17 protein-coding genes are annotated in these 18,792 nt (G+C 67.4%); 12 read left to right on the plus strand and 5 right to left on the minus strand.

Going from position 1 to position 18,792, the window contains the following annotated elements; all coding sequences use genetic code 11:
* Window positions 1–8 precede the first annotated feature (8 nt).
* The 8 genes from AC5P74_RS03715 (at window position 9) to tkt (ending at window position 9,933) form a co-directional block, all read left to right on the plus strand.
* Entirely contained in the window at window positions 9–938 is a 930-nt protein-coding gene (locus tag AC5P74_RS03715) for a DUF58 domain-containing protein (RefSeq protein WP_329842643.1), read from the plus strand.
* Window positions 935–1,384: a DUF4381 family protein gene (locus tag AC5P74_RS03720; RefSeq protein ID WP_005418904.1), complete on the plus strand. Its 450-nt coding sequence runs from the start codon at window positions 935–937 to the stop codon at window positions 1,382–1,384. Before AC5P74_RS03715 ends, AC5P74_RS03720 begins: the two co-directional genes overlap by 4 nt.
* The gene (locus AC5P74_RS03725; RefSeq protein WP_206620376.1) at window positions 1,381–2,385 is read left to right on the plus strand and encodes a vWA domain-containing protein; all 1,005 of its coding nucleotides are present in this window, start codon (window positions 1,381–1,383) and stop codon (window positions 2,383–2,385) included. The genes AC5P74_RS03720 and AC5P74_RS03725 overlap by 4 nt, the downstream gene beginning before the upstream one ends.
* The gene (locus tag AC5P74_RS03730) at window positions 2,382–4,220 is read left to right on the plus strand and encodes a VWA domain-containing protein (RefSeq protein WP_346607687.1); all 1,839 of its coding nucleotides are present in this window, start codon (window positions 2,382–2,384) and stop codon (window positions 4,218–4,220) included. The genes AC5P74_RS03725 and AC5P74_RS03730 overlap by 4 nt, the downstream gene beginning before the upstream one ends.
* Entirely contained in the window at window positions 4,217–5,932 is a 1,716-nt protein-coding gene (locus AC5P74_RS03735; RefSeq protein WP_070490194.1) for a BatD family protein, read from the plus strand. The genes AC5P74_RS03730 and AC5P74_RS03735 overlap by 4 nt, the downstream gene beginning before the upstream one ends.
* A gap of 57 nt (window positions 5,933–5,989) precedes the next feature.
* A complete protein-coding gene (locus tag AC5P74_RS03740) occupies window positions 5,990–7,309 on the plus strand; it encodes a dicarboxylate/amino acid:cation symporter (RefSeq protein WP_005418900.1) in 1,320 nt (439 codons plus the stop codon).
* 77 nt (window positions 7,310–7,386) lie between these two features.
* A complete protein-coding gene (locus AC5P74_RS03745) occupies window positions 7,387–7,809 on the plus strand; it encodes a hypothetical protein (RefSeq protein WP_227837915.1) in 423 nt (140 codons plus the stop codon).
* A gap of 126 nt (window positions 7,810–7,935) precedes the next feature.
* On the plus strand, window positions 7,936–9,933 hold the full coding sequence (gene tkt, locus AC5P74_RS03750; RefSeq protein WP_053498456.1) for a transketolase: 1,998 nt from the start codon (window positions 7,936–7,938) through the stop codon (window positions 9,931–9,933).
* Between the two features lie 128 nt (window positions 9,934–10,061).
* Here tkt and AC5P74_RS03755 read toward each other — a convergent pair whose 3' ends face one another.
* Entirely contained in the window at window positions 10,062–12,014 is a 1,953-nt protein-coding gene (locus AC5P74_RS03755) for an acetyl-CoA hydrolase/transferase C-terminal domain-containing protein (RefSeq protein ID WP_206620380.1), read from the minus strand.
* 34 nt (window positions 12,015–12,048) lie between these two features.
* Entirely contained in the window at window positions 12,049–12,606 is a 558-nt protein-coding gene (locus tag AC5P74_RS03760; RefSeq protein WP_065179076.1) for a flavin reductase family protein, read from the minus strand.
* A 118-nt stretch (window positions 12,607–12,724) separates the two neighbouring features.
* Between AC5P74_RS03760 and AC5P74_RS03765 the strand changes: the two genes are divergently transcribed.
* From AC5P74_RS03765 to AC5P74_RS03775, 3 genes are read left to right on the plus strand one after another with little or no spacing between them, the layout of a single operon-like run.
* A complete protein-coding gene (locus AC5P74_RS03765; RefSeq protein WP_171957501.1) occupies window positions 12,725–13,090 on the plus strand; it encodes a BlaI/MecI/CopY family transcriptional regulator in 366 nt (121 codons plus the stop codon).
* Window positions 13,083–14,285 (plus strand): M56 family metallopeptidase, encoded by a 1,203-nt coding sequence (locus AC5P74_RS03770; protein WP_346607688.1) that lies wholly within the window; start codon window positions 13,083–13,085, stop codon window positions 14,283–14,285. Before AC5P74_RS03765 ends, AC5P74_RS03770 begins: the two co-directional genes overlap by 8 nt.
* The gene (locus tag AC5P74_RS03775) at window positions 14,282–14,845 is read left to right on the plus strand and encodes a hypothetical protein (protein ID WP_346607689.1); all 564 of its coding nucleotides are present in this window, start codon (window positions 14,282–14,284) and stop codon (window positions 14,843–14,845) included. Before AC5P74_RS03770 ends, AC5P74_RS03775 begins: the two co-directional genes overlap by 4 nt.
* 53 nt (window positions 14,846–14,898) lie before the next feature.
* Here AC5P74_RS03775 and AC5P74_RS03780 read toward each other — a convergent pair whose 3' ends face one another.
* From AC5P74_RS03780 to AC5P74_RS03790, 3 genes are all read right to left on the minus strand, one after another.
* Window positions 14,899–15,699 carry an MBL fold metallo-hydrolase gene (locus AC5P74_RS03780; protein ID WP_206620382.1) on the minus strand — a complete coding sequence of 267 codons (801 nt, stop codon included), beginning with the start codon at window positions 15,697–15,699 and terminating at the stop codon, window positions 14,899–14,901.
* Between the two features lie 11 nt (window positions 15,700–15,710).
* Window positions 15,711–16,529, minus strand: coding sequence for a S1/P1 nuclease (locus AC5P74_RS03785; protein WP_111201929.1), 819 nt, complete (start codon window positions 16,527–16,529; stop codon window positions 15,711–15,713).
* 430 nt (window positions 16,530–16,959) lie between these two features.
* Window positions 16,960–17,589 carry an OmpW/AlkL family protein gene (locus AC5P74_RS03790; protein ID WP_005418891.1) on the minus strand — a complete coding sequence of 210 codons (630 nt, stop codon included), beginning with the start codon at window positions 17,587–17,589 and terminating at the stop codon, window positions 16,960–16,962.
* Between the two features lie 192 nt (window positions 17,590–17,781).
* Between AC5P74_RS03790 and gap the strand changes: the two genes are divergently transcribed.
* Window positions 17,782–18,786 carry a type I glyceraldehyde-3-phosphate dehydrogenase gene (gene gap, locus AC5P74_RS03795; protein WP_005418885.1) on the plus strand — a complete coding sequence of 335 codons (1,005 nt, stop codon included), beginning with the start codon at window positions 17,782–17,784 and terminating at the stop codon, window positions 18,784–18,786.
* The last annotated feature ends 6 nt before the right edge of the window (window positions 18,787–18,792 follow it).

The raw sequence follows: 18,792 nt of genomic DNA on the forward strand, positions 1-18,792 counted from the left end.
GCCTGCGCATGACCGATCCATCCCTGGAACAGGCACCGTCCGCGCTCGAAGGTGACGGGCTGCGCCCGCAGCTGGCCGAACTGGTCGCGCTGCGCCGGCTGGCACAGCGTCCGCCGCCGCCGCGCCGTGGCCGCACCGGCAACGCGGGCCAGGCACCGTCCCCGCTCCGCGGCCGCGGCATGGAGTACGCCGAGTCGCGCGAATACGTGGCCGGCGACGACGCGCGCCACATCGATTGGCGTGTGACGGCGCGCACCGGTCGCGCCCATACCAAACTGTTCCAGGCCGAACGCGAACGGGTCAGCCTGATCGTGGCCGATACCTCGCCGGCGCTGTACTTCGGCACCCGCGTGCGCTTCAAATCGGTGCAGGCCGCACGCGCCGGTGCTGTTGCCGCGTGGTCGGCGCAGCGCCGTGGCGACCGCGTGGGCGCATTGCGTGGCAGCGACCGCGAAGCGCCGATCGCTCCGGCAGGTGGGCCACGCGGCGTGCTGCGCGTGCTCGACGCGCTGACCCGCTGGTACGCACAGCCGCCAGCCGACGATCTGGGCCTGGAGCGCGCGCTGGACCATGCCGGTCGCGTGCTGCGCCCGGGGGCACGCATGCTGGTGCTGGCCGATCCGCAGCAGGCCATCCGCATTCCACCGGCGCGCTGGAGCGCGCTGGCCCAGCATCACGACCTCAGCCTGGTGCTGCTGGTCGATCCACTGGAACTGCACCCCCCCTCGGCGGCGTTGCAGTTCCAGACCGCACAGCAGCGCATCGGCCTCGACCTGCGTCGCAGTGAAGTGCAGGCCCATTGGCAGGCACACTTCGTCCAACCGCTGCAGGAACTGCGGCGCCAGCTCGGCGCACGCCGTGTCGACGTACAGGTGCTGTCTACCGATGCGCCCAGCGACGCCTGGCTGGCGCCGTCGCCGACCGAGGTGCCGGCATGAGCGCCGCGCTGCCGTTGCGCGATGTGCAGCTGCCGCCAGCACCGTCATGGTGGCCGCCAGCCCCTGGTTACCTGATGATCGGCGCGGTGGTCGTGTTGTTGCTGCTGGTGATCGCCGTGGTGATGTGGCGACGTCGCCGCCGCCGCCAGCGCTGGTTGCAGCTGTTCGATCAGGAACTGGCAATCGCCCCCGACGCTACGGCCGAACTGGCGGCCATCGCGGGACTGCTGCGCCGTGCCGCACGCCATGCGAAGCCGGGCAGCGAATCACTGCGCGATGACGCCTGGTGGCAACGCCTGGACCCGCAGGGCACGTTGCCCGATGCGCGCCGCAGCCTGTTGGCCGAAGGCGCGTATCGCCCGCGTGTCGACAGCAACGACGTGGCCGCTGTGCGCAGCTGGGCCCGCGAACGCTATCTGGCAATGCTGCTGGAGCGGCGCCGATGAACCTGCTGGCAAGTTACTGGCCATGGCCGGACCTGCAGCTGGCGTGGCCGCTGGCCCTGCTGGCCCTCCCGATGCCGCTGCTGATGCGCTGGTGGAAGCGCCGTGCAGAACCCGGCGCCGCACTGCGTGTGCCCTATGCTGCCGCCGAGCTCGAAGCCCTGTCTGGTGGCGGCCGTGTTGACGCGTCGTGGCTGCGCACGCTGCTGCTGTGGCTGGGCTGGTGTGCACTGTGCATCGCGCTGGCACGACCGCAGCAGCTGGGCGAAGCCATCACGCCGCCGCAGCAGGGGCGGCAGATGATGCTGGCGATGGATGTGTCCGGCAGCATGGGCGAGGGCGACATGGTGCTGGGCGGCCAGGCGGTCGATCGCCTCACCGCGGCCAAGGCCGTGCTGGCCGACTTCCTGGATCGTCGTGCCGGCGACCGCGTTGGCCTGCTGATCTTCGGCGACCGCGCCTATACGCTCACGCCGCTGACTGCGGACCTGGCCAGCGTGCGCGATCAGCTGCGCGACAGCGTGGTCGGCCTGGCCGGGCGCGAGACCGCCATCGGTGATGCCATCGGCCTGGCGGTCAAGCGCCTGCGTAGCCAGCCGGAGGGGCAGCGCGTACTGATCCTGTTGACCGATGGTGTCAGCAATGCCGGTGTGCTGGAACCCCTGCGCGCTGCGGAAGTCGCACGCGCCGAAGGCGTGCGCATCCACACGGTTGCGTTTGGCGGCGATGGCAGCATGCGGTTGTTCGGCATTCCGATTTCCACCGACCAGGATCCGGTCGATGAGGCCACTCTGAAGAGGATCGCCAGCATGACCGGCGGCCAGTTTTTCCGCGCGCGTGATACCGCGCAGCTGGCCGGCATCTATGCCGAGCTCGATCGCCTGGAGCCAGTGGCCGCAAAGGGCCCGAGCCTGCGCCCTCGCGAGGAACGCTATGCGTGGCCGTTGGGCCTGGCATTGCTGCTGGGCGCATTGGCATGGCCGTGGCCGGAGCGTCGCCGATGATCGCGTTTGCTTCGAATCTTCCCGACTGGAACGCGCTGCACTTCCTGCGGCCCGACTGGTTGTGGGCACTGCTGGCGCTGCCGCTGATCATCGCGTTGGCGCTGTACCGGCAACGGCGCAGTGATGCGTGGCGGCAGGCGGTGGATGCACATCTGTTGCCACATCTGCTGGCCACCGGCGCGAAGCGTCGTGTGCGCCTGCCATGGGCGCTGCTGCTGGGCTGGACACTGGCATCGCTGGCGATGGCCGGACCGAGCTGGCGGCAGCAGGCGCAACCGATGTTCCAGGCCAGCGCACCGCTGCTGGTGGTACTGGACCTGTCCAGCCGGATCAGCGCAACCGATCTGCCACCGTCGCGCCTGCTGCAGGCGCGCGCGAAAGTGGGCGAGCTGCTGCGCGCGCGCCAGGGCGGGCAGGTGGGCCTGGTGGTGTATGCCGATGATGCCTACACCGTGGCGCCGCTGACTGATGACGGCCGCAATGTTGCGCTGTATCTGGATGCGCTGTCGCCGGACGTGATGCCACGCGATGGCCAGCGTGCCGACCGCGGCATCGACTGGGCAACACGGCTGATGCGGCAGATCGGTGCGCTGCAGGGGCAGATCCTGCTGGTCAGCGACCAGGCGGATGGTGAAGCTGCACTGGCGGCAGCGCAGGCACGCAGCCTGGGCCTGCAGGTGTCGGTGCTGGGCCTGGGCACGCCTGCCGGTGCGGCCTACCGCGATGGCAGCGGGCAGATCCGCCAGGCTGCGCTGGATGAGGGCAGCCTGCGCGCGGTGGCCACTGCCGGTGGCGGCCGCTATGCACGCATCTCCGCCGATGACAGCGATCTGCGTGCGCTCGGTGTACTCGACGCGCGCGAAGGCACGGCGGCGCAGCGGCCGGGCGAAGGCAAGCAGTGGCGTGACGAAGGCTTCTGGCTGCTGCCGCCGGTGATGCTGCTGGCATTGCTGGCCTTCCGCCGTCGTGCGCTGCTGGCCGCGGTGCTCGCAGTCGGCCTCGTGCCATGGATGAATGACGCGCAGGCGCAGGCACCTGCGACGCAGGCCTCGCAACCCGCGCAGGGCACGCTGTGGAAGCGTAGCGACCAGGCGCAGCATCAGCGCCTGGCCGAGGGGGTCCAGGCTTACCGCAAGGGCGACTTCGCCACTGCGCGCAGGCAGTTCGAGGGTATCGACAGCGATGCCGGCTGGTACAACCTGGCCAACACGCTGGCACGCGAAGGCAACTACGACGAAGCGATCGCCGCCTACGACCGCGCGCTGGCGTTGCATCCCGGCATGGCCGATGCGGTCGCCAACCGTGCCGTGGTCGATGCCGCGCGCAAGCGCAAGCAGTCGGGTGGCAAAGGCCAGGATCAGCAGAAGCCACCGCAGAACGGGCAGCAGAAGCAGCAGAACGATGCCCCGGGCCAGCAGAACCCGCAGGGCCAGAAGCCGCAGCAGGGCCAGCAGAATCCCGGCCAGGGCCAGCCGCCGTCGGGCCAGAAGGCGCAGCCCAAGGCGGGTGACGACAAGAACCCGTCGAGCCCGCAGCCCGGCGAGCGCGGCCGCGATGGCCAGCAGGCGCCACCACAGGTGGAGGATGCCAAGGCACAGGCCCAGGCCGATGAGCAGCAGCGCCAGCGGATGCAGCAGGCGATGCAGCAGGCACGCGAGGGCGAGGCTGGCAAGGACGGCAAACCCGTACCGGGGGGGGAGGGCCGCACGCCGCGCGAGCGCGAGGAGCAACAGGCGGTGGAAGCGTGGATGCGGCGTGTGCCGGATGATCCGGGCGCGCTGCTGCGGGCCAAGTTCCAGCTGGAAAACGAACGCAGGAAGAGGGAAGGGCGATGACGCGGGCGATCAACATGCACGGGCACTGGTCACGGCCGGTACTGGCGGCGCTGTTGCTGTGGCTGCCGCTGCTGGCCTGGGCGCAACCACGCGCCTGGCTGGACCGCGACCGCATCGCGATGGGTGATACGGTCACCCTCAATGTCGAGAGCGATCAGGGCGCTCCCGACTTCACGCCATTGCGCACCGACTTCGACCTGAGCGGCCAGACCAGCAGCCGCCAGGTGGAATGGAGCAATGGCAGCATGCAGCAGCGCAACCTGTATGGCGTGGCGCTGACGCCGCGGCGCAGTGGTGCGCTGGTGGTACCGGGCCTGCAGGTGGGCAGTGTGCGCACTGCGCCGCTGACGCTGCAGGTCGATGCGGCCGCCGTGGCCGGGCCTGACAGCAATGCGATGGCCTTCATCGAAACCGTTGTCGATGACGATACGCCGTACGTGCAGCAGAGCGTGGGCGTGGTGGTGCGGTTGTATTTCGCCTCGCAGCTGGCCTCCGGCGAGCTGGTGCTGGATACCCCGGCGGGCGCGTCGTTGCAGCGCGTTGGCGACGACCGCACAGATGTGCGCCAGGTCAACGGGCGCCGCTACAACGTGGTCGAACGACGTTTCCTGCTGATCCCCGAGCGCAGCGGCGCGTTGCGGCTGTCCGGTGCGCGTTTCAGCGGGCGCAGCGCCGGAGGTTTCTTCGATGACTTCTTCGGGGGCGGCGATGGCCGCATGAATGCCACTGGCGCAGACCGCACGTTGCAGGTGCAGGCACAGCCGGCACAGGCGCCGCAGCCGTGGTTGCCCCTGCAGAGCCTGCAGCTGCGCTACACCAGCGCGCCCACCAGTGCCCGTACCGGCGAGGCAGCCAACGTGGTGGTCGAAGCGGTTGCCGAAGGCGCCACCCGAGCACAGTTCACCGACCTGCCGGTCCCCGATGCCGGCAACGCAGCGCAGGTGTTTGCCGAACCGGCACAGTACGAAGAGACCTTCAACGGCAGCACGCCGCGCCTGAAGATCACCCGCCGCTATTCGATCGTGCCGCGCCAGCCGGGTTCGCTGGTGGTGCCGGGACCACGCCTGCCCTGGTGGGATGTGCGCAACGGCAAGGCACAGGAAGCCAAGCTGCCGGACCTGACGCTGGCCGTTGCGGCCGGTACCGGCGCTGCCACTGCCTCGCCGGCAGCGCTGCCACCGATCGACACCGCTGCCGCGCTGCCGGGCAGCGATGGACAGGATGCGCGTATCGCCGCGACCGATCCACGCGCCAGCGGCCTGTCCGAGCGTCCGTGGCCGTGGATGGCGGCGGCCATTGGCCTGGCGCTGCTGTGGCTGCTGACCCTGTTGTGGGGCTGGCAGCGAGGCCGACGCCCGCGTGTGGCGGCGCCTGCAGCCGGCACGCCCTCTGTGCCGACCGTGGTGAGCGGACGCGCGGGCCTGGCCGAACTGCGCCGCGCGCTGGATGGTGAGGGTTTCGATCAGGTGGAGGCGCGTCTGTGTGCGATGGCGGGCGTGGAGCGCATCGAGCAGGTGATCGCCCGGCTGGATGACCCGGCCCAGCGCCAGGTGTTGCTGGACCTGCAGCAGGCGCGCTGGGGCGGGCAGGGCGAACTGGCCCCGTTGCGCACGCGCCTGCGTGAGGTCTTCCGTGACGGACCGCACTGGTCGGTGGCTACGGGTGCAGCAGAAACTGGCCTGGCGCCGTTGTATCCAACGCGGCGAACCTGAACCGGCGCCGCTTGCGCGCTTTGTTAGAGTGCATTCATTTTTCGAGGAAACCCGCGTATGACAGCAGCTGCTGCCGACAAGAAGAAGTTGCCCCTGCATTGGAAGATGGGCATCGGCTTTGCGATCGGCCTGGTCCTGGGACTGATCGTGCATGCCCTGGGCGGCAGCGTCGATGGTCTGCAGGCCGGTGCCAAGTGGGTCATGGACTACGTCACCACCCCGGCGTCGGGCCTGTTCCTCAACCTGATCTTCATGCTGATCGTGCCGCTGATCTTCTCGGCGCTGATCATGGGCGTATCGGAGATGGGCGACATCCGCGCCCTCGGCCGCATCGGCTGGAAGACCCTGGCGTACACCGTGCTGCTGTCCGGCATCGCGGTGGGCATCGGCCTGGTGCTGGTCAACCTGCTCAAGCCGGGCGCGGGCGTCGATCCGCAGGTCGCCGCCATGATGCTGTCGGAGAACGCCGAGCGCAGCAAGGAAATCGTCGCTGGCATCCATGGCACGCCGAAGGGCATGGACATGCTGCTGTCAATCGTGCCGAGCAACGTGCTGCAGGCCGCGTCGGACAACGGTGCGATCCTGTCGCTGATGTTCTTCGCGCTGATGTTCGGCATCGGCATGGTGCTGACCGACAACGAGAAGGTTGCCCCGCTGCGCCGCGCCATCGAAGGCGTGTTCGAAATCTCGATGACCCTGATCAACCTGGTCATCCGCCTGGCCCCCTATGCGGTGGCCTGCTTCATGTTCAACCTGGCCGCGCTGTTCGGCTTCGAGCTGATCATCCGTCTGGGCGCCTACGTGGGCGTGGTGGTGCTGGCACTCGGCCTGCACATGGTGGTGACCTACGGTACTGCCGTATGGCTGTCTGGCCGCTCGCCGCTGTCGTTCTTCCGCGATACCCAGGAAGCGACGGTGATGGCGTTCTCCACCGCCTCCAGCAACGCCACCCTGCCGACCGCACTGCGCGTGGCCGACCAGATGGGCCTGCCGCAGCGCGTGTCGCGCTTCGTGCTGACCGTGGGCGCCACCGCCAACCAGAACGGCACCGCGCTGTTCGAGGGCGTGACGGTGATCTTCCTGGCCCAGTTCTTTGGCGTAGACCTGAGCATTGGCCAGCAGATCATGGTGATGGCGGTCTGCATCCTCGGCGGCATCGGCACTGCTGGTGTGCCGTCGGGCTCGCTGCCGGTGGTGGCGATGATCTGCGCGATGGTCGGTGTGAATCCGCTGGGCATCGGCCTGATCCTGGGCGTGAACCACTTCCTGGACATGTGCCGTACCGCCCTGAACGTGACCGGCGACCTGGCCCTGACCACGCTGGTGGCCAAGGGCGAGTCGCATGACGGACCGGCGCTGGGCACGCCCCTCGATTGAACGCGCCCTGAATGCCATGGATACTATCCCGACGCATGGAAGGCGTCGGGATTGGCGCCGTGCGAAAGGGAGCAGAAATGAGGATTTCGTACGTGATGGTCGCCGCCCTGGGCCTGCTGGCTTTCGACGCCAGTGCCCAGAAGGCCTGTGAAACCAACTACACCAAGACCGGCAGCTTCTTCGCCGGGCGCACCTTCACCACCTGGGACGTGGTGCCCAACGTTACCCCGGCCGACGCTCTCAAGCGTATCCAGATCGAGGGCGTGAAGTCGGGCCTGAAGGTGGCCAGCGTGGACAAGGACCTGGGGATGCTGACCCTGGAACAGAACGTCCAGTTCAATGGTGGTCAGACCACCCTGCCGTGGAACGTGCTGGTTGAAGCCGAGGGCAAGGGTTCCAAGATCACCGTGACCAAGACCACCCCGGCCACCTACGCCACTGGCGAGGACTTCCAGAAGAAGTCGATGTGTGGCGTGATCGAGGCCGCCGCGCCCAAGTAAGGGGTTGGCGGGACCAGATCCCTTTCACTGGCAAGGGATCTGGTCCTACGCCTGAACCCGGCCCCGGGTCTGTGGGACAATAGGCCGCCCGCACGTCCGCGGCCGCCTCCCGATTCCGACAGAACCATGACGCAGCCTACCCGTCGCCAGTTGGCCAACGCCATCCGCTTCCTCGCCGCCGATGCGGTTGAAACCGCAAAGTCCGGCCACCCCGGCATGCCCATGGGCATGGCCGACATCGCCGAAGTCCTCTGGAACGACTACCTTCGCCATAACCCGAGCAACCCGCACTGGTTCAACCGCGACCGTTTCGTGCTGTCCAACGGCCACGGTTCGATGCTGCAGTACGCGCTGCTGCACCTGAGCGGTTACGACCTGCCGATCGAGCAGCTCAAGCTGTTCCGCCAGCTGGGCAGCCACACCGCCGGCCACCCGGAGCGCCACGAGACCCCGGGCGTGGAAACCACCACCGGCCCGCTGGGCCAGGGTTTCGCCAATGCCGTCGGCTTCGCCCTGGCCGAGAAGCTGCTGGCACAGCGCTTCAACCGCCCGGAGCTGGAAGTGGTCGACCACCGCACCTGGGTGTTCATGGGTGATGGCTGCCTGATGGAAGGCGTGTCGCACGAAGCCGCCTCGCTGGCCGGTACCTGGGGCCTGCACAAGCTGGTCTGCTTCTGGGACAACAACCACATCTCCATCGACGGCAACGTCGAGGGCTGGTTCACCGACAACACTCCGGAGCGTTTCGAGGCCTACGGCTGGAACGTGGTGCGCGACGTCGATGGCCATGACCCGGAGAGCATCAAGGCCGGCATCGAGGCCGCGCTGTCGCAGAGCGACAAGCCGACCCTGATCTGCTGCCGCACCACCATCGGCTTCGGTTCGCCGAACAAGGCGGGCAAGGAATCCAGCCACGGTGCCCCGTTGGGCAAGGACGAGCTGGAAGCCACCCGCAAGCAGCTGGGCTGGGAGTACGGCCCGTTCGAGATCCCGCAGGCGATCTACGATGGCTGGCGCGCCAATGGCGCCGGCACCCTGCGCCAGGCCGAGTGGGAACAGCTGTTCGACAAGTACGCCAGCCAGTATCCGGCTGAGGCGTCCGAGCTGACCCGCCGTTCGCATGGCGAGCTGCCGGCCGACTTCGTTGCCAAGGCCGATGCCTACATCGCCCAGGTGGCCGCTGAAGGCCCGACGATCGCCTCGCGCAAGGCCTCGCAGCTGGCCATCGAAGCCTACGCGCCGCTGCTGCCGGAAATCGTCGGTGGCTCGGCTGACCTGGCGCACTCCAACCTGACCCTGTGGAAGGGCAGCACGTCGGTTGCCAGCGACGACGCCAACGCCAACTACGTGTACTACGGCGTGCGCGAGTTCGGCATGACCGCCATCGCCAATGGCCTGGCCCTGCACGGTGGTTTCATTCCGTTCGACGCCACCTTCCTGGTGTTCAGCGATTACGCCCGCAACGGCGTGCGCATGAGCGCGCTGATTCCGGCCCACGCCATCCACGTCTATACCCACGACTCGATCGGCCTGGGCGAAGACGGCCCGACCCATCAGCCGGTGGAGCACCTGGCCTCGCTGCGCTACATCCCGAACAACGACGTGTGGCGCCCGTGCGATGCGGTCGAGTCGGCCGTGAGCTGGAAGGCCGCGATCACCCGCCAGGACGGCCCGAGCTGCCTGGTGTTCAGCCGCCAGAACCTGCCGCACCAGCCGCGCAGCGCCGAGCAGATCGCCCAGATCGAGCGCGGCGGTTACGTGCTGGCCGATGCTGCCGGTACCCCGGACGTGATCCTGATCGCCACGGGCTCGGAAGTCTCGCTGGCCACCGAAGCCAAGGCCCAGCTGGACGCGGCCGGTATCAAGACCCGCGTGGTCTCGATGCCGTCCACCGACGTGTTCCTGCGCCAGGATGCGGCCTACCGTGAATCGGTGCTGCCGAACGCGGTGCGCAAGCGCGTGGCCGTGGAAGCTGGCGTCACCGGTTTCTGGCGCCAGTTCGTCGGCCTGGACGGCGCGGTGATCGGTATCGACACCTTCGGTGCCTCGGCCCCGGCCGACCAGCTGTACAAGCACTTCGGCATCACCACGGCGCACGTGGTGGAGGCCGCCAAGGCGCTGTAAGCAGCCTCTCGGCGCAACAAAGGAAAGGCCGGCGCAAGCCGGCCTTTCTCGTTGCCGGAAGAAAAAGGGGACGGAGGGGATTAAGTCGTTTGTGCACAAATGACTTAATTCCCTCCGTCCCCTTTTTCTCAGGCGGTACGCGCCAGCGCCAGCCGCAGCAGCCGCGCGTCCAGGCGTTCGGCGAAGTCTTTCGGTGCCTGCAGGCCCATGCGCTGCAGGTACACGGCATCGCCGTCGCCGGCCGGTTGCCGCAGCGCTGCCCAGACGGTGCGCAGCTTGTCGCTGCGGGTCTGCGTGTTGGCCTTCAGCCACGCCAGCGCTTTGACCAGCACCTGCTCGATCTCGTTGAAGTCGCTGCCCAGCGGGTAGTCCGGCAGGCTGCCATCGGCACGGAATGGAGCCAGTGCCGCGGCCAGTGCCTGCGGCGTGTTGCGCTGCTGGCGCTGCGGGTCGGGCTGGGACACCGCCAGCAGCTTGCGCGAGGCGTGTGCCTGCTGCAGCAGATCGCCCTGGAAGGGCGCTTCAGTGATCGCGGTCATCGCATGCACGCAGTCTTCGTCGGTCAGGCCGCGCAGATCGGCGATGCCGTACTCGTTGAGGTAAATGTCGCGCAGGTGGCGCGGGATGGTGGTGTGGCCGTAGTTCCAGCGCACGTTCGATTCCCGGCGGCCCTTGTCATCGCGTGCGGCACGGAACATCAGCACGCTGCGCGCTTCCGGCAGGGCATGTGCCATCGCCACGAAGTTGTACTGGCCGCCCACGCCGGACACCACGCGTCCATCGTCCAGCGCGTCCGACACCGCCGCGCCGAGCGCGGTAGCCATCATGCAGGAATTGAAGAAACGCGCATGGCGGCGCTGCAGGCGCTCCAGTGCCTCGTTACCGCCATACAGCTGGTTGATCTCGCTGATGCGGCGCATGCCGATCGCACGGCATTCGTCTTCCGGCAGCGTGCGCAGCCACTCGTAGAACTCCGGTGAGCCCAGGTAGAACGCACCGTGCAGGTACTCGCCTTCGGCGGCCAGGGTGGCATGGTCGATGGACAGCGTGCTGCCATTTTCGATGCGTTGCATCAGCGCCAGGTCGTCGTGCACCTTGCGCTTGATCACCCCGGTCTGCACCAGCCTGCGGAAGCCCTCGTTGAGCATCTCGCTGCAGCCGTACAGTCCCACTTCGAACGGGTCCACGCCGCCGATCTCCTGCACCAGCGGGTGGCTGGCCAGCTGCGGATCAAGTGCATGCAGCACGCGGCGATAGCGCGCGTTGTCGGTGTGGCGCAGCACCAGCGCATGGCTGAGCGCGTCGGCCAGCGTGCCGATGCCGATCTGCAGGGTGCCGCCGTCGCGCACCAGGGTGCTGGCATACAGGCCGATGGCGTAGTCGGCATCGCCGACCGGCTGCCGCGGCAGCCCGAACAGCGCCGGGTACGGTGGCGGTGGGGTGATCACCAGATCGAAGAACGACACATCGACCGTCGCCGAGCCGGCCAGGTAGGGCAGCTGCGGATCGATCTCGGCGATCAGCAACGGGCGCGGCAGGCCGCGCGCGGTCATCGCATCGAGCGTGTCCTGGGTGATGTCGTTGTTGCACGACAGCGAAAGCCGGCGGTCATTCGGCCGCATCGCCACCTTCTGCACGATCACCTGCGGTGCGCGCTGAGCGACCGCATCGGCGGCGTGGGTGTAGTTCAGGCTGGTATAGCTGGATTGCGCCTGCCGCGAACCGAGCAGGGCGCCGGACTGCATGTAGAACTCTTCCACCTGCACGTGCGCTGGCAACGCGTCGCGCGCGATCGCATCGGCATAGGCCAGGCGCGGGAAATCGTCGCCGAAGTGGCGCTGCGCAAACGGCGCCAGGAAGCGTGCCTCCAGGCCGTTGCCACGCGCCTTCGGCGGATTCAACGACAGCGCGGTATACAGCTGCAGCGGCCGTGAGGGATCGTGCTCGACGCGCGCATACAGGGCGTTGAGCAGCCGATGTGGCTTGCCCAGCGCCAGCGGTGCCCCGATCCGCAGCGGCCCGTCCACGCGCGCTAACAACCAGTCGACGGCGGCGTCCAGGTCGGTGAGGTGTTCGGTCATGCGTGGCGGTCCTGCGTGCGGGGGAGTGCGGGCATTACAGCATGTCGGGCTTGAACCGCCGTCGACGCGAGACTTCCACGCCGGACACCATGAACTGCCCGTCGCCGCGGTAATGCACCGTGCGCGGCAGTTTCGGCCGGGACGCAACATGGGCGCGCACGATCTCCCAGATGAACAGGTTGCTCGACGCCACCTGGCTGTCGTCGTACAACCGGCATTCGAAGTTCGAGTGGCATTGCCCGACCAGCGGCGCACCGACCTCGCGCGCGGGCAGCGCATCGAGCCCGAAACGGGCGAACTTGTCGACCTCGCGGCCGCTGCAGTTGCCGATGTCCACCACGGTATCGAGCAGTTCCACGCCGGGTACGTTGATCACGCACTCGCCACTGCCGACGGCCAGTGCATGGCTGTGGTTTTCATTCCACAGGTAGGTGGCGACCAGCGACGGCGAGAAGCCCATCACCATGTGCCAGCCCATCGTCATCAGGTTGCGCTGGCCGCGCCAGGCGGTGCTGACCAGCACGATCGGGCCGGGTTCGAGGAAGCGTCGGGCCTGCTCGACCGGGAATTCCTTCTTGGGAAGCGCTTTCATCCGAAGCCTCGGCCGGGAGTGCTCGATGCTGGCGCAAAGCCGATGAATCCGGAGTCGAGGGGCTTGACAGGAGGTTCGATTACGCGCGTAATCAGATTATCGATTACGGATGTAAATCATGACCCCGATCAGCGAAGCCGAAGCCGTTGTGATGGAGGTGCTGTGGCAGCAGGCACCGCGCAGCGCCGATGATGTGGTGGCTGCGCTGGCTCACCGCGACTGGGCCGAGCCGACCATCAAGACCCTGCTCAACCGCCTGCTGACCAAGGGCGCCATCGCCGCTGAGCGCGATGGCCGGCGTTACCTGTACCGGCCGCTGCTGCAGCGTCAGGCGTGGGTGGAGGCGCAGAGCCGGGACTTCATCGGCCGTGTCTTCGAAGGCCGCGTGGCACCGCTGGTGGCGCACTTCAGCGAACGTGGCCAGTTGAGCGCGCAGGACATTGCCGAACTGAAGAAGCTGATCCAGGAGCTGGACCATGACTGAGCTGCTCGGTGGACTGTGGCAGGCCAGCGTGTGGCTGGCCATGGGGGTGATCCTGCTGGCCGTGCTGCGACCGCTGCTGGTGTGGATGGGGGGCGCTGGACTGGCTTATCGCAGCTGGTGGTTGTTGCCGATGCTGCTGGTGACCTTGCTGCTGCCGTTGCCGCAGGCTGCGCTGTTGCAGCACGTGCCGACAGTGCTGCTGAAAGTCGAGCCAGGGGCCGTGGACGAACTGGCAGGGCCGTCGCTGCCATGGGCACCGCTGTTGCTGCTGGCATGGGCGCTGGGCATGGGCATCTGCCTGCTGCGCGACCTGCGCGCACAGCGTCGTTTCGAACGGCGCATGGGCCCGCTGAAGCCGCGCGCCGATGGCAGCTGGCAGGCCAGTGGTGACCCAGGCCTGCCAGCACTGGTTGGCCTGTGGCGGCCGCGAATCGTGGTTGGCCCGGACTTCGATCAACAGTTCAGCGCACAGGAACAGGGGCTGATCCTGCTGCACGAGCGCAGCCACCGCTGCAATGGCGATCACTGGGCCAATGGTGCGTTGCTGCTTATGCGTGCGGTGTTCTGGTTCCACCCGCTGGTGCCCTGGGCCGCACGCTGCTTCCTGCGCGACCAGGAACTGGCCTGCGATGCCCGCACCATCGCCCCGCAGCCTGCGCTGCGCGGGCTTTACGCCAGCACGCTGCTGAAGGCGCAGCTGGTCCACCCGGTTGCGCCAGCGGTCTGCCATTGGCGCAGCCAACCCGTGTTGAAGGAGCGTATCGCCATGTTGAAGCAGTCCAAGCGGAAGGCATTGCCGTGGGTATCGGGGCAGGTGCTGGTCGTCGGGTTGTGCCTGGGAATGGGCGCAGTAGCGTGGGCCAGCCAGGGCGATGCGATGGCCGGCCGACCGGCAGCGGCGGTCACGGATCGGGAGATCCAGGTCGTCAAGATGCCACCGCCCTCCTATCCCAGGTCCGCGTTCGAGCAACGCCAGGTGGGCGTGGTGAACCTGCGCGTGGAAGTGGACGCCAGCGGCCAACCTACCGATGTCAGGGTGCTCAGTGCCACCAATCCGGGCGTGTTCGACGCGGTGTCGATCACCGCAGCGCGCAGCTGGACCTATCGGCCGGCGATGAAGAACGGCAAGCCGGTGGCAGGCGCAGTGAAGATTCCGATCACCTTTGCGATGGACAACAGCGAGGACGCCCAGTGAAGTCCGCGCCGCTGCTCGTGGTGGCAGCGCTGATGGCGGGGTGTGCGAGCCAGGAACGGCTGGCCACCGTGCACACCCGCAGCGAGAATGTCGGCCACCAGCGACTGCAGCCGCAGGCGGGCGGTGGCAGTGGGCAGTTGCAGGCGTATTCGCTGGGTGCGACCGAGGGCTACCGGATGCCGCAGTTGTACGCGGCACCGGACCCGGAGGTCGGCGATCGTGACCCGCGTGCGGAACTGGCGCCGACCACGATCTGCCTGCAGGTGGTGGTTGATGCCAACGGCGTCGTCGAGCGCAGCCTGCCATTGACCGATCGCCCGGAGTGCGCGGCAGGTGCTGCGGGCGAGAATGCGCCCCTGCTGCAGGCTGCGCAGGAGGCCGTGGCGATGTGGAAGTACTCGTCCGCAGCGGTCTGCCACTTCGCGGCTGGCAAGGTGCCTGCCGACCGCGGTGACTGCCGGGGCGCCGAACGGGTCGAGCCGGTGGCGGTCACCCTGCAGTACGCCTTCACCTTCGAGATCGTGAGGGGCCAGCATGTGGTGCGCACGCAGGGAAAATGAACGCTCGCGGTCCGTGATGGAAACCGATGGCGCCGGGGTCTGCCCGGCGTACGTCAGGCCCCGCCCTGGATGTTGGCCTTCACCGCCGGTTGCATCAGCTTCGGTTCTTCCAGCGTAGCATCGCGGGCCTGGCGCACGCTGACGAACTCCGCCTCGGCCACGCCGTCATGCACGTGGATGTTGTGCGCGCGCTGTTCGCCGATGGTGGTTTCGTTGGCGAAATCACGCCCGCCCGGGCCGTAGTCGTGGCAGACGAAAACCCGGGTGGTATCGGGCAGCGCCAGCAGGCGCTGGATCGAGCGATACAGCTGCGCGGCATCGCCACCCGGGAAATCGCAGCGTGCGGTGCCGCCGTCGGGCATGAACAGCGAATCGCCGGTGAACAGCGCATCGCCGATCAGGTAGGCGATGCTGTCGCTGGTGTGGCCGGGCACGGCGATCACCTGTCCTTGCAGCTCGCCAATGGCAAAGGTTTCGCCGTCGCTGAACAGGTGATCGAAGATCTCATCGGTGGCCGGAAGCTGCAGGCCATAGCGCGGCGCGAACGTGGCCTGCACCGCGCGGATACCTTCACCGATGGCCAGCGTGGCCTGCGGGAAGCGCTGCTTGAGCCGGCGCCCGGCCGACACGTGGTCCGCATGGGCATGGGTTTCCAGCAGCCAGCGCAGCTGCAGGCCTTGCTGCTCGATGGCCTGCAATGCGGCATGCAGCGGCGCTTCACTGCTGGCGTCGGTATCCGGGTCGTAGTCCAGGACCGGATCGATCAGCGCCGCCTCGCCGCTGGCCGGGTCGCTGACCAGGTAGCTGAAGGTATTGCTGTCACGGTGGAAGAACGACTGCACCTGGACCGGCATCGGAACTCTCCTCAGCGCGTGCCGAGCACGCGGTTCAGCAACTGCGCCAGGTTCTCGCCGGCCAGTCGCAGCTGCGCTTCAGCCAGCGGCCGGTAGCGCTCGGTGTATTCGTCACCGATTTTACGCGTGGCCGGATAAACGCCAGCTTGCATGGAAATGCGGCAGCTGGCCTCGGCCCAGGTCTGTGGGTCGCGCTGCGGGTTGGACTGGCGCGCCAGCTTCGGCGCGCGCTGGCTCTGCAGCAGCGGCAGGTAGCCGGCGTCGTCCAGCTTGCGGGTGTTGAGCATGCCGCTGTCCCACAGCGAGTGCAGGTTGGTACCGCGGTTGCCGAACTGCAGCTGGAAATCGTTGCCGCCCTTGTCATGAGCGTAACCGGCATGCATCGGCTGGTGGATGTCGCCGACCAGGTGCACGACGAACTTCAGTGCCTGCAGGCGCTCGCCATCGGTCAGGCTGCGGTCGCCCAGGATGGCGCTCTGTGCTTTCAGGGCCTCGACGATGCAGTTGCCGTTCCTGCAGTGCTTCGGTGCTTCGTAATGGCAGTCGTCTTCGGCGATGTTGACGTAGTGCCAGCCGGCCGAACGACGGCCCAGGCCGGGGTCCTTGGCGCGCAGCTGGTCGGCCCACGGCGCGATGCTGGCCAGGGTGGCGTCCGCTTCGGTGGCCAGCAGGCGGTCCACTTCGGCGCGGGCGGCGGGGTTGAGGCGGGCGTCGGCGACTTCGGCAACCAGGCGGTGGCCTTGCGCGCCCCAGGCATGGGCGGGGGCGGAGACGGACAGCAGGGCCGGCGCCAGGGCGGCGGCGAGGAACAGGGAGTGCAGGGCTTTCATGCACATATTCTAGCGGGGTAGGTGGATTGAAGAGCGGCGCGTTGCTGTCTGCTGGGGACTGGCTGCAGGGGCAGGCGCTGCGGGACACGCTGCAAGTACGTCCCTGTAAGCTCGGCCGCGGCATTCATGCCGCGGACGGTCCCGCAGCGCCTGCCCCTGCAGCCCCATCCAACATGGCTGCGGAGGCGGATGCAAACGTCAAAGGCAACATCAAGAACAAATGCAGGATCAAAATCCGCCTTTTGCAATTGCAGGCAACCATTACGCCTCGGATGTACAGGCTCTGCTCCCCGCCTCGCCCCAGCTCCGGAACCGCTTCAGTCCCAGCAACAAAAAAAAGCCCCGGCAATCACCGGGGCAACATGCTGCGAGGGTTTTGCGTATAGCGGGGGAGCGGGGGGGCGAAGCCCCCCGCACTCAACACGCCGCTTTAGAACTTGAAGACGTACGAAGCGCCGTAGACCAGCGGATCGATGTTGACGGTGCCGATCTTCTCGCCGTTCAACTTCACCTTGCTGTCGATGTCGATCCAGCGCATGTCCACGCGCAGGGCGCCCTTCTCGCCGATCGCGAAGTCGATGCCCGCATGCGCGGCCAAGCCCCACGAATCCTGCAGCTTCAGCTTGCTGCCGGCCAATGCACCGGTGGTATCTTCGCTGAAGAAGGTGGTGTAGTTCACGCCCGCGCCAACGAACGGCGAGACCTTGCCCTTGCTGTTGAAGTGGTACTGCAGGGTCACCACCGGCGGCAGCTGCTTGGTGCTGCCGACGCGGCCCAGGCCGTTGATGTTGATGTCGTGCTTGAACGGCAGTGCGGCCAGCACTTCGATGCCCAGGTTGTCGGCGATGAAGTACTCGCCGGTGATGGTCGGCTTGACGTCGTTGTCGACGTCGACCTTCAGGGTGCCGCCGGCCAGCCAGCCGTTGTTCGACTTCGGCGCCACCTGGTGCACGCCGGCCGAAACGGTCCAGTCGCCCTTGGACTGGGCCATGGCCGGGGCGGCGGCGAGGGACAGGGCGGCGGCCAGGCTGGCCACGATCAGGGAGGAGGTCTTGCGCATGGGGGTGTTCTCGTTGCTGGGTGGATGGCGACAGTCTCGGCCTCACGCCGCGCTAACGCTTTGATCCGGATCAAATCCTGTCCGCCGACCTGCTGGCGGCCCGGCCTGGCCCACGGTGGCCAGCCACGGCCTGCTAGACTTGTGGGCCCTATCCATCCCGCCGCACCCGTCGCGGCTGCAGGAGCTTGAGAAATGGCAATCAAGGTTGGTATCAACGGTTTCGGTCGCATCGGGCGTAACGTCCTGCGCTCGGCGGTGCTGAACTTCGGCGACGACATCGAAATCGTGGCCATCAACGATCTGCTGGAGCCGGATTACCTGGCCTACATGCTCAAGTACGACTCCGTGCACGGCCGCTTCAAGGCCGATGTGGCGGTGCAGGGCAACGACCTGCTGGTCAACGGCAAGAAGATCCGCCTGACCCAGGAACGCGATCCGGCCAACCTGAAGTGGGACGAAGTCGGCGCCGACGTGGTGCTGGAAGCCACCGGCCTGTTCCTGACCAAGGAAACCGCGCAGAAGCACATCGATGCCGGCGCCAGGAAGGTCATCATGTCGGCCCCGTCGAAGGACGACACGCCGATGTTCGTGTTCGGCGTGAACGACAAGACCTATGCTGGCCAGGCAATCATCTCCAACGCGTCGTGCACCACCAACTGCCTGGCTCCGCTGGCCAAGGTCATCAATGACAAGTGGGGCATCAAGCGCGGCCTGATGACCACCGTGCATGCGGCCACCGCCACCCAGAAGACCGTCGATGGCCCGTCCAACAAGGACTGGCGCGGCGGCCGTGGCATCCTGGAAAACATCATTCCCTCGTCCACCGGTGCGGCCAAGGCCGTCGGCGTGGTCATCCCGGAACTGAACAAGAAGCTGACCGGCATGAGCTTCCGCGTCCCGACCTCGGACGTGTCGGTGGTCGACCTGACCGTCGAGCTGGAGAAGGAAGCCACCTACGCCGAGATCTGCGCTGAAGTGAAGGCACAGAGCGAAGGCGCGCTGAAGGGCATCCTCGGCTACACCGAAGACAAGGTCGTGGCCACCGATTTCCGCGGCGAGACCTGCACCTCGGTGTTCGACGCCGACGCCGGCATCGCCCTGGACGGCACCTTCGTCAAGCTGGTGACCTGGTACGACAACGAGTGGGGCTACTCCAACAAGTGCCTGGAAATGGCCAAGGTCATCGCCGCCAAGTAAGGCCGG

This window comes from Stenotrophomonas sp. YJH_SMC_94-11 (assembly GCF_059370435.1).

Excerpts from the sequence above, each read along its gene's own strand:
- AC5P74_RS03790 (WP_005418891.1), bottom strand. The coding sequence starts at position 17,589 with ATGCGCAAGACCTCCTCCCTGATCGTGGCCAGCCTGGCCGCCGCCCTG.
- AC5P74_RS03780 (WP_206620382.1), bottom strand. The coding sequence starts at position 15,699 with ATGCCGGTCCAGGTGCAGTCGTTCTTCCACCGTGACAGCAATACCTTC.
- AC5P74_RS03715 (WP_329842643.1), top strand. The coding sequence starts at position 9 with ATGACCGATCCATCCCTGGAACAGGCACCGTCCGCGCTCGAAGGTGAC.
- tkt (WP_053498456.1), top strand. The coding sequence starts at position 7,936 with ATGACGCAGCCTACCCGTCGCCAGTTGGCCAACGCCATCCGCTTCCTC.
- AC5P74_RS03755 (WP_206620380.1), bottom strand. The coding sequence starts at position 12,014 with ATGACCGAACACCTCACCGACCTGGACGCCGCCGTCGACTGGTTGTTA.
- AC5P74_RS03765 (WP_171957501.1), top strand. The coding sequence starts at position 12,725 with ATGACCCCGATCAGCGAAGCCGAAGCCGTTGTGATGGAGGTGCTGTGG.
- AC5P74_RS03730 (WP_346607687.1), top strand. The coding sequence starts at position 2,382 with ATGATCGCGTTTGCTTCGAATCTTCCCGACTGGAACGCGCTGCACTTC.
- AC5P74_RS03770 (WP_346607688.1), top strand. The coding sequence starts at position 13,083 with ATGACTGAGCTGCTCGGTGGACTGTGGCAGGCCAGCGTGTGGCTGGCC.
- AC5P74_RS03735 (WP_070490194.1), top strand. The coding sequence starts at position 4,217 with ATGACGCGGGCGATCAACATGCACGGGCACTGGTCACGGCCGGTACTG.
- AC5P74_RS03720 (WP_005418904.1), top strand. The coding sequence starts at position 935 with ATGAGCGCCGCGCTGCCGTTGCGCGATGTGCAGCTGCCGCCAGCACCG.
- AC5P74_RS03725 (WP_206620376.1), top strand. The coding sequence starts at position 1,381 with ATGAACCTGCTGGCAAGTTACTGGCCATGGCCGGACCTGCAGCTGGCG.
- AC5P74_RS03785 (WP_111201929.1), bottom strand. The coding sequence starts at position 16,529 with ATGAAAGCCCTGCACTCCCTGTTCCTCGCCGCCGCCCTGGCGCCGGCC.
- gap (WP_005418885.1), top strand. The coding sequence starts at position 17,782 with ATGGCAATCAAGGTTGGTATCAACGGTTTCGGTCGCATCGGGCGTAAC.
- AC5P74_RS03740 (WP_005418900.1), top strand. The coding sequence starts at position 5,990 with ATGACAGCAGCTGCTGCCGACAAGAAGAAGTTGCCCCTGCATTGGAAG.
- AC5P74_RS03760 (WP_065179076.1), bottom strand. The coding sequence starts at position 12,606 with ATGAAAGCGCTTCCCAAGAAGGAATTCCCGGTCGAGCAGGCCCGACGC.
- AC5P74_RS03745 (WP_227837915.1), top strand. The coding sequence starts at position 7,387 with ATGAGGATTTCGTACGTGATGGTCGCCGCCCTGGGCCTGCTGGCTTTC.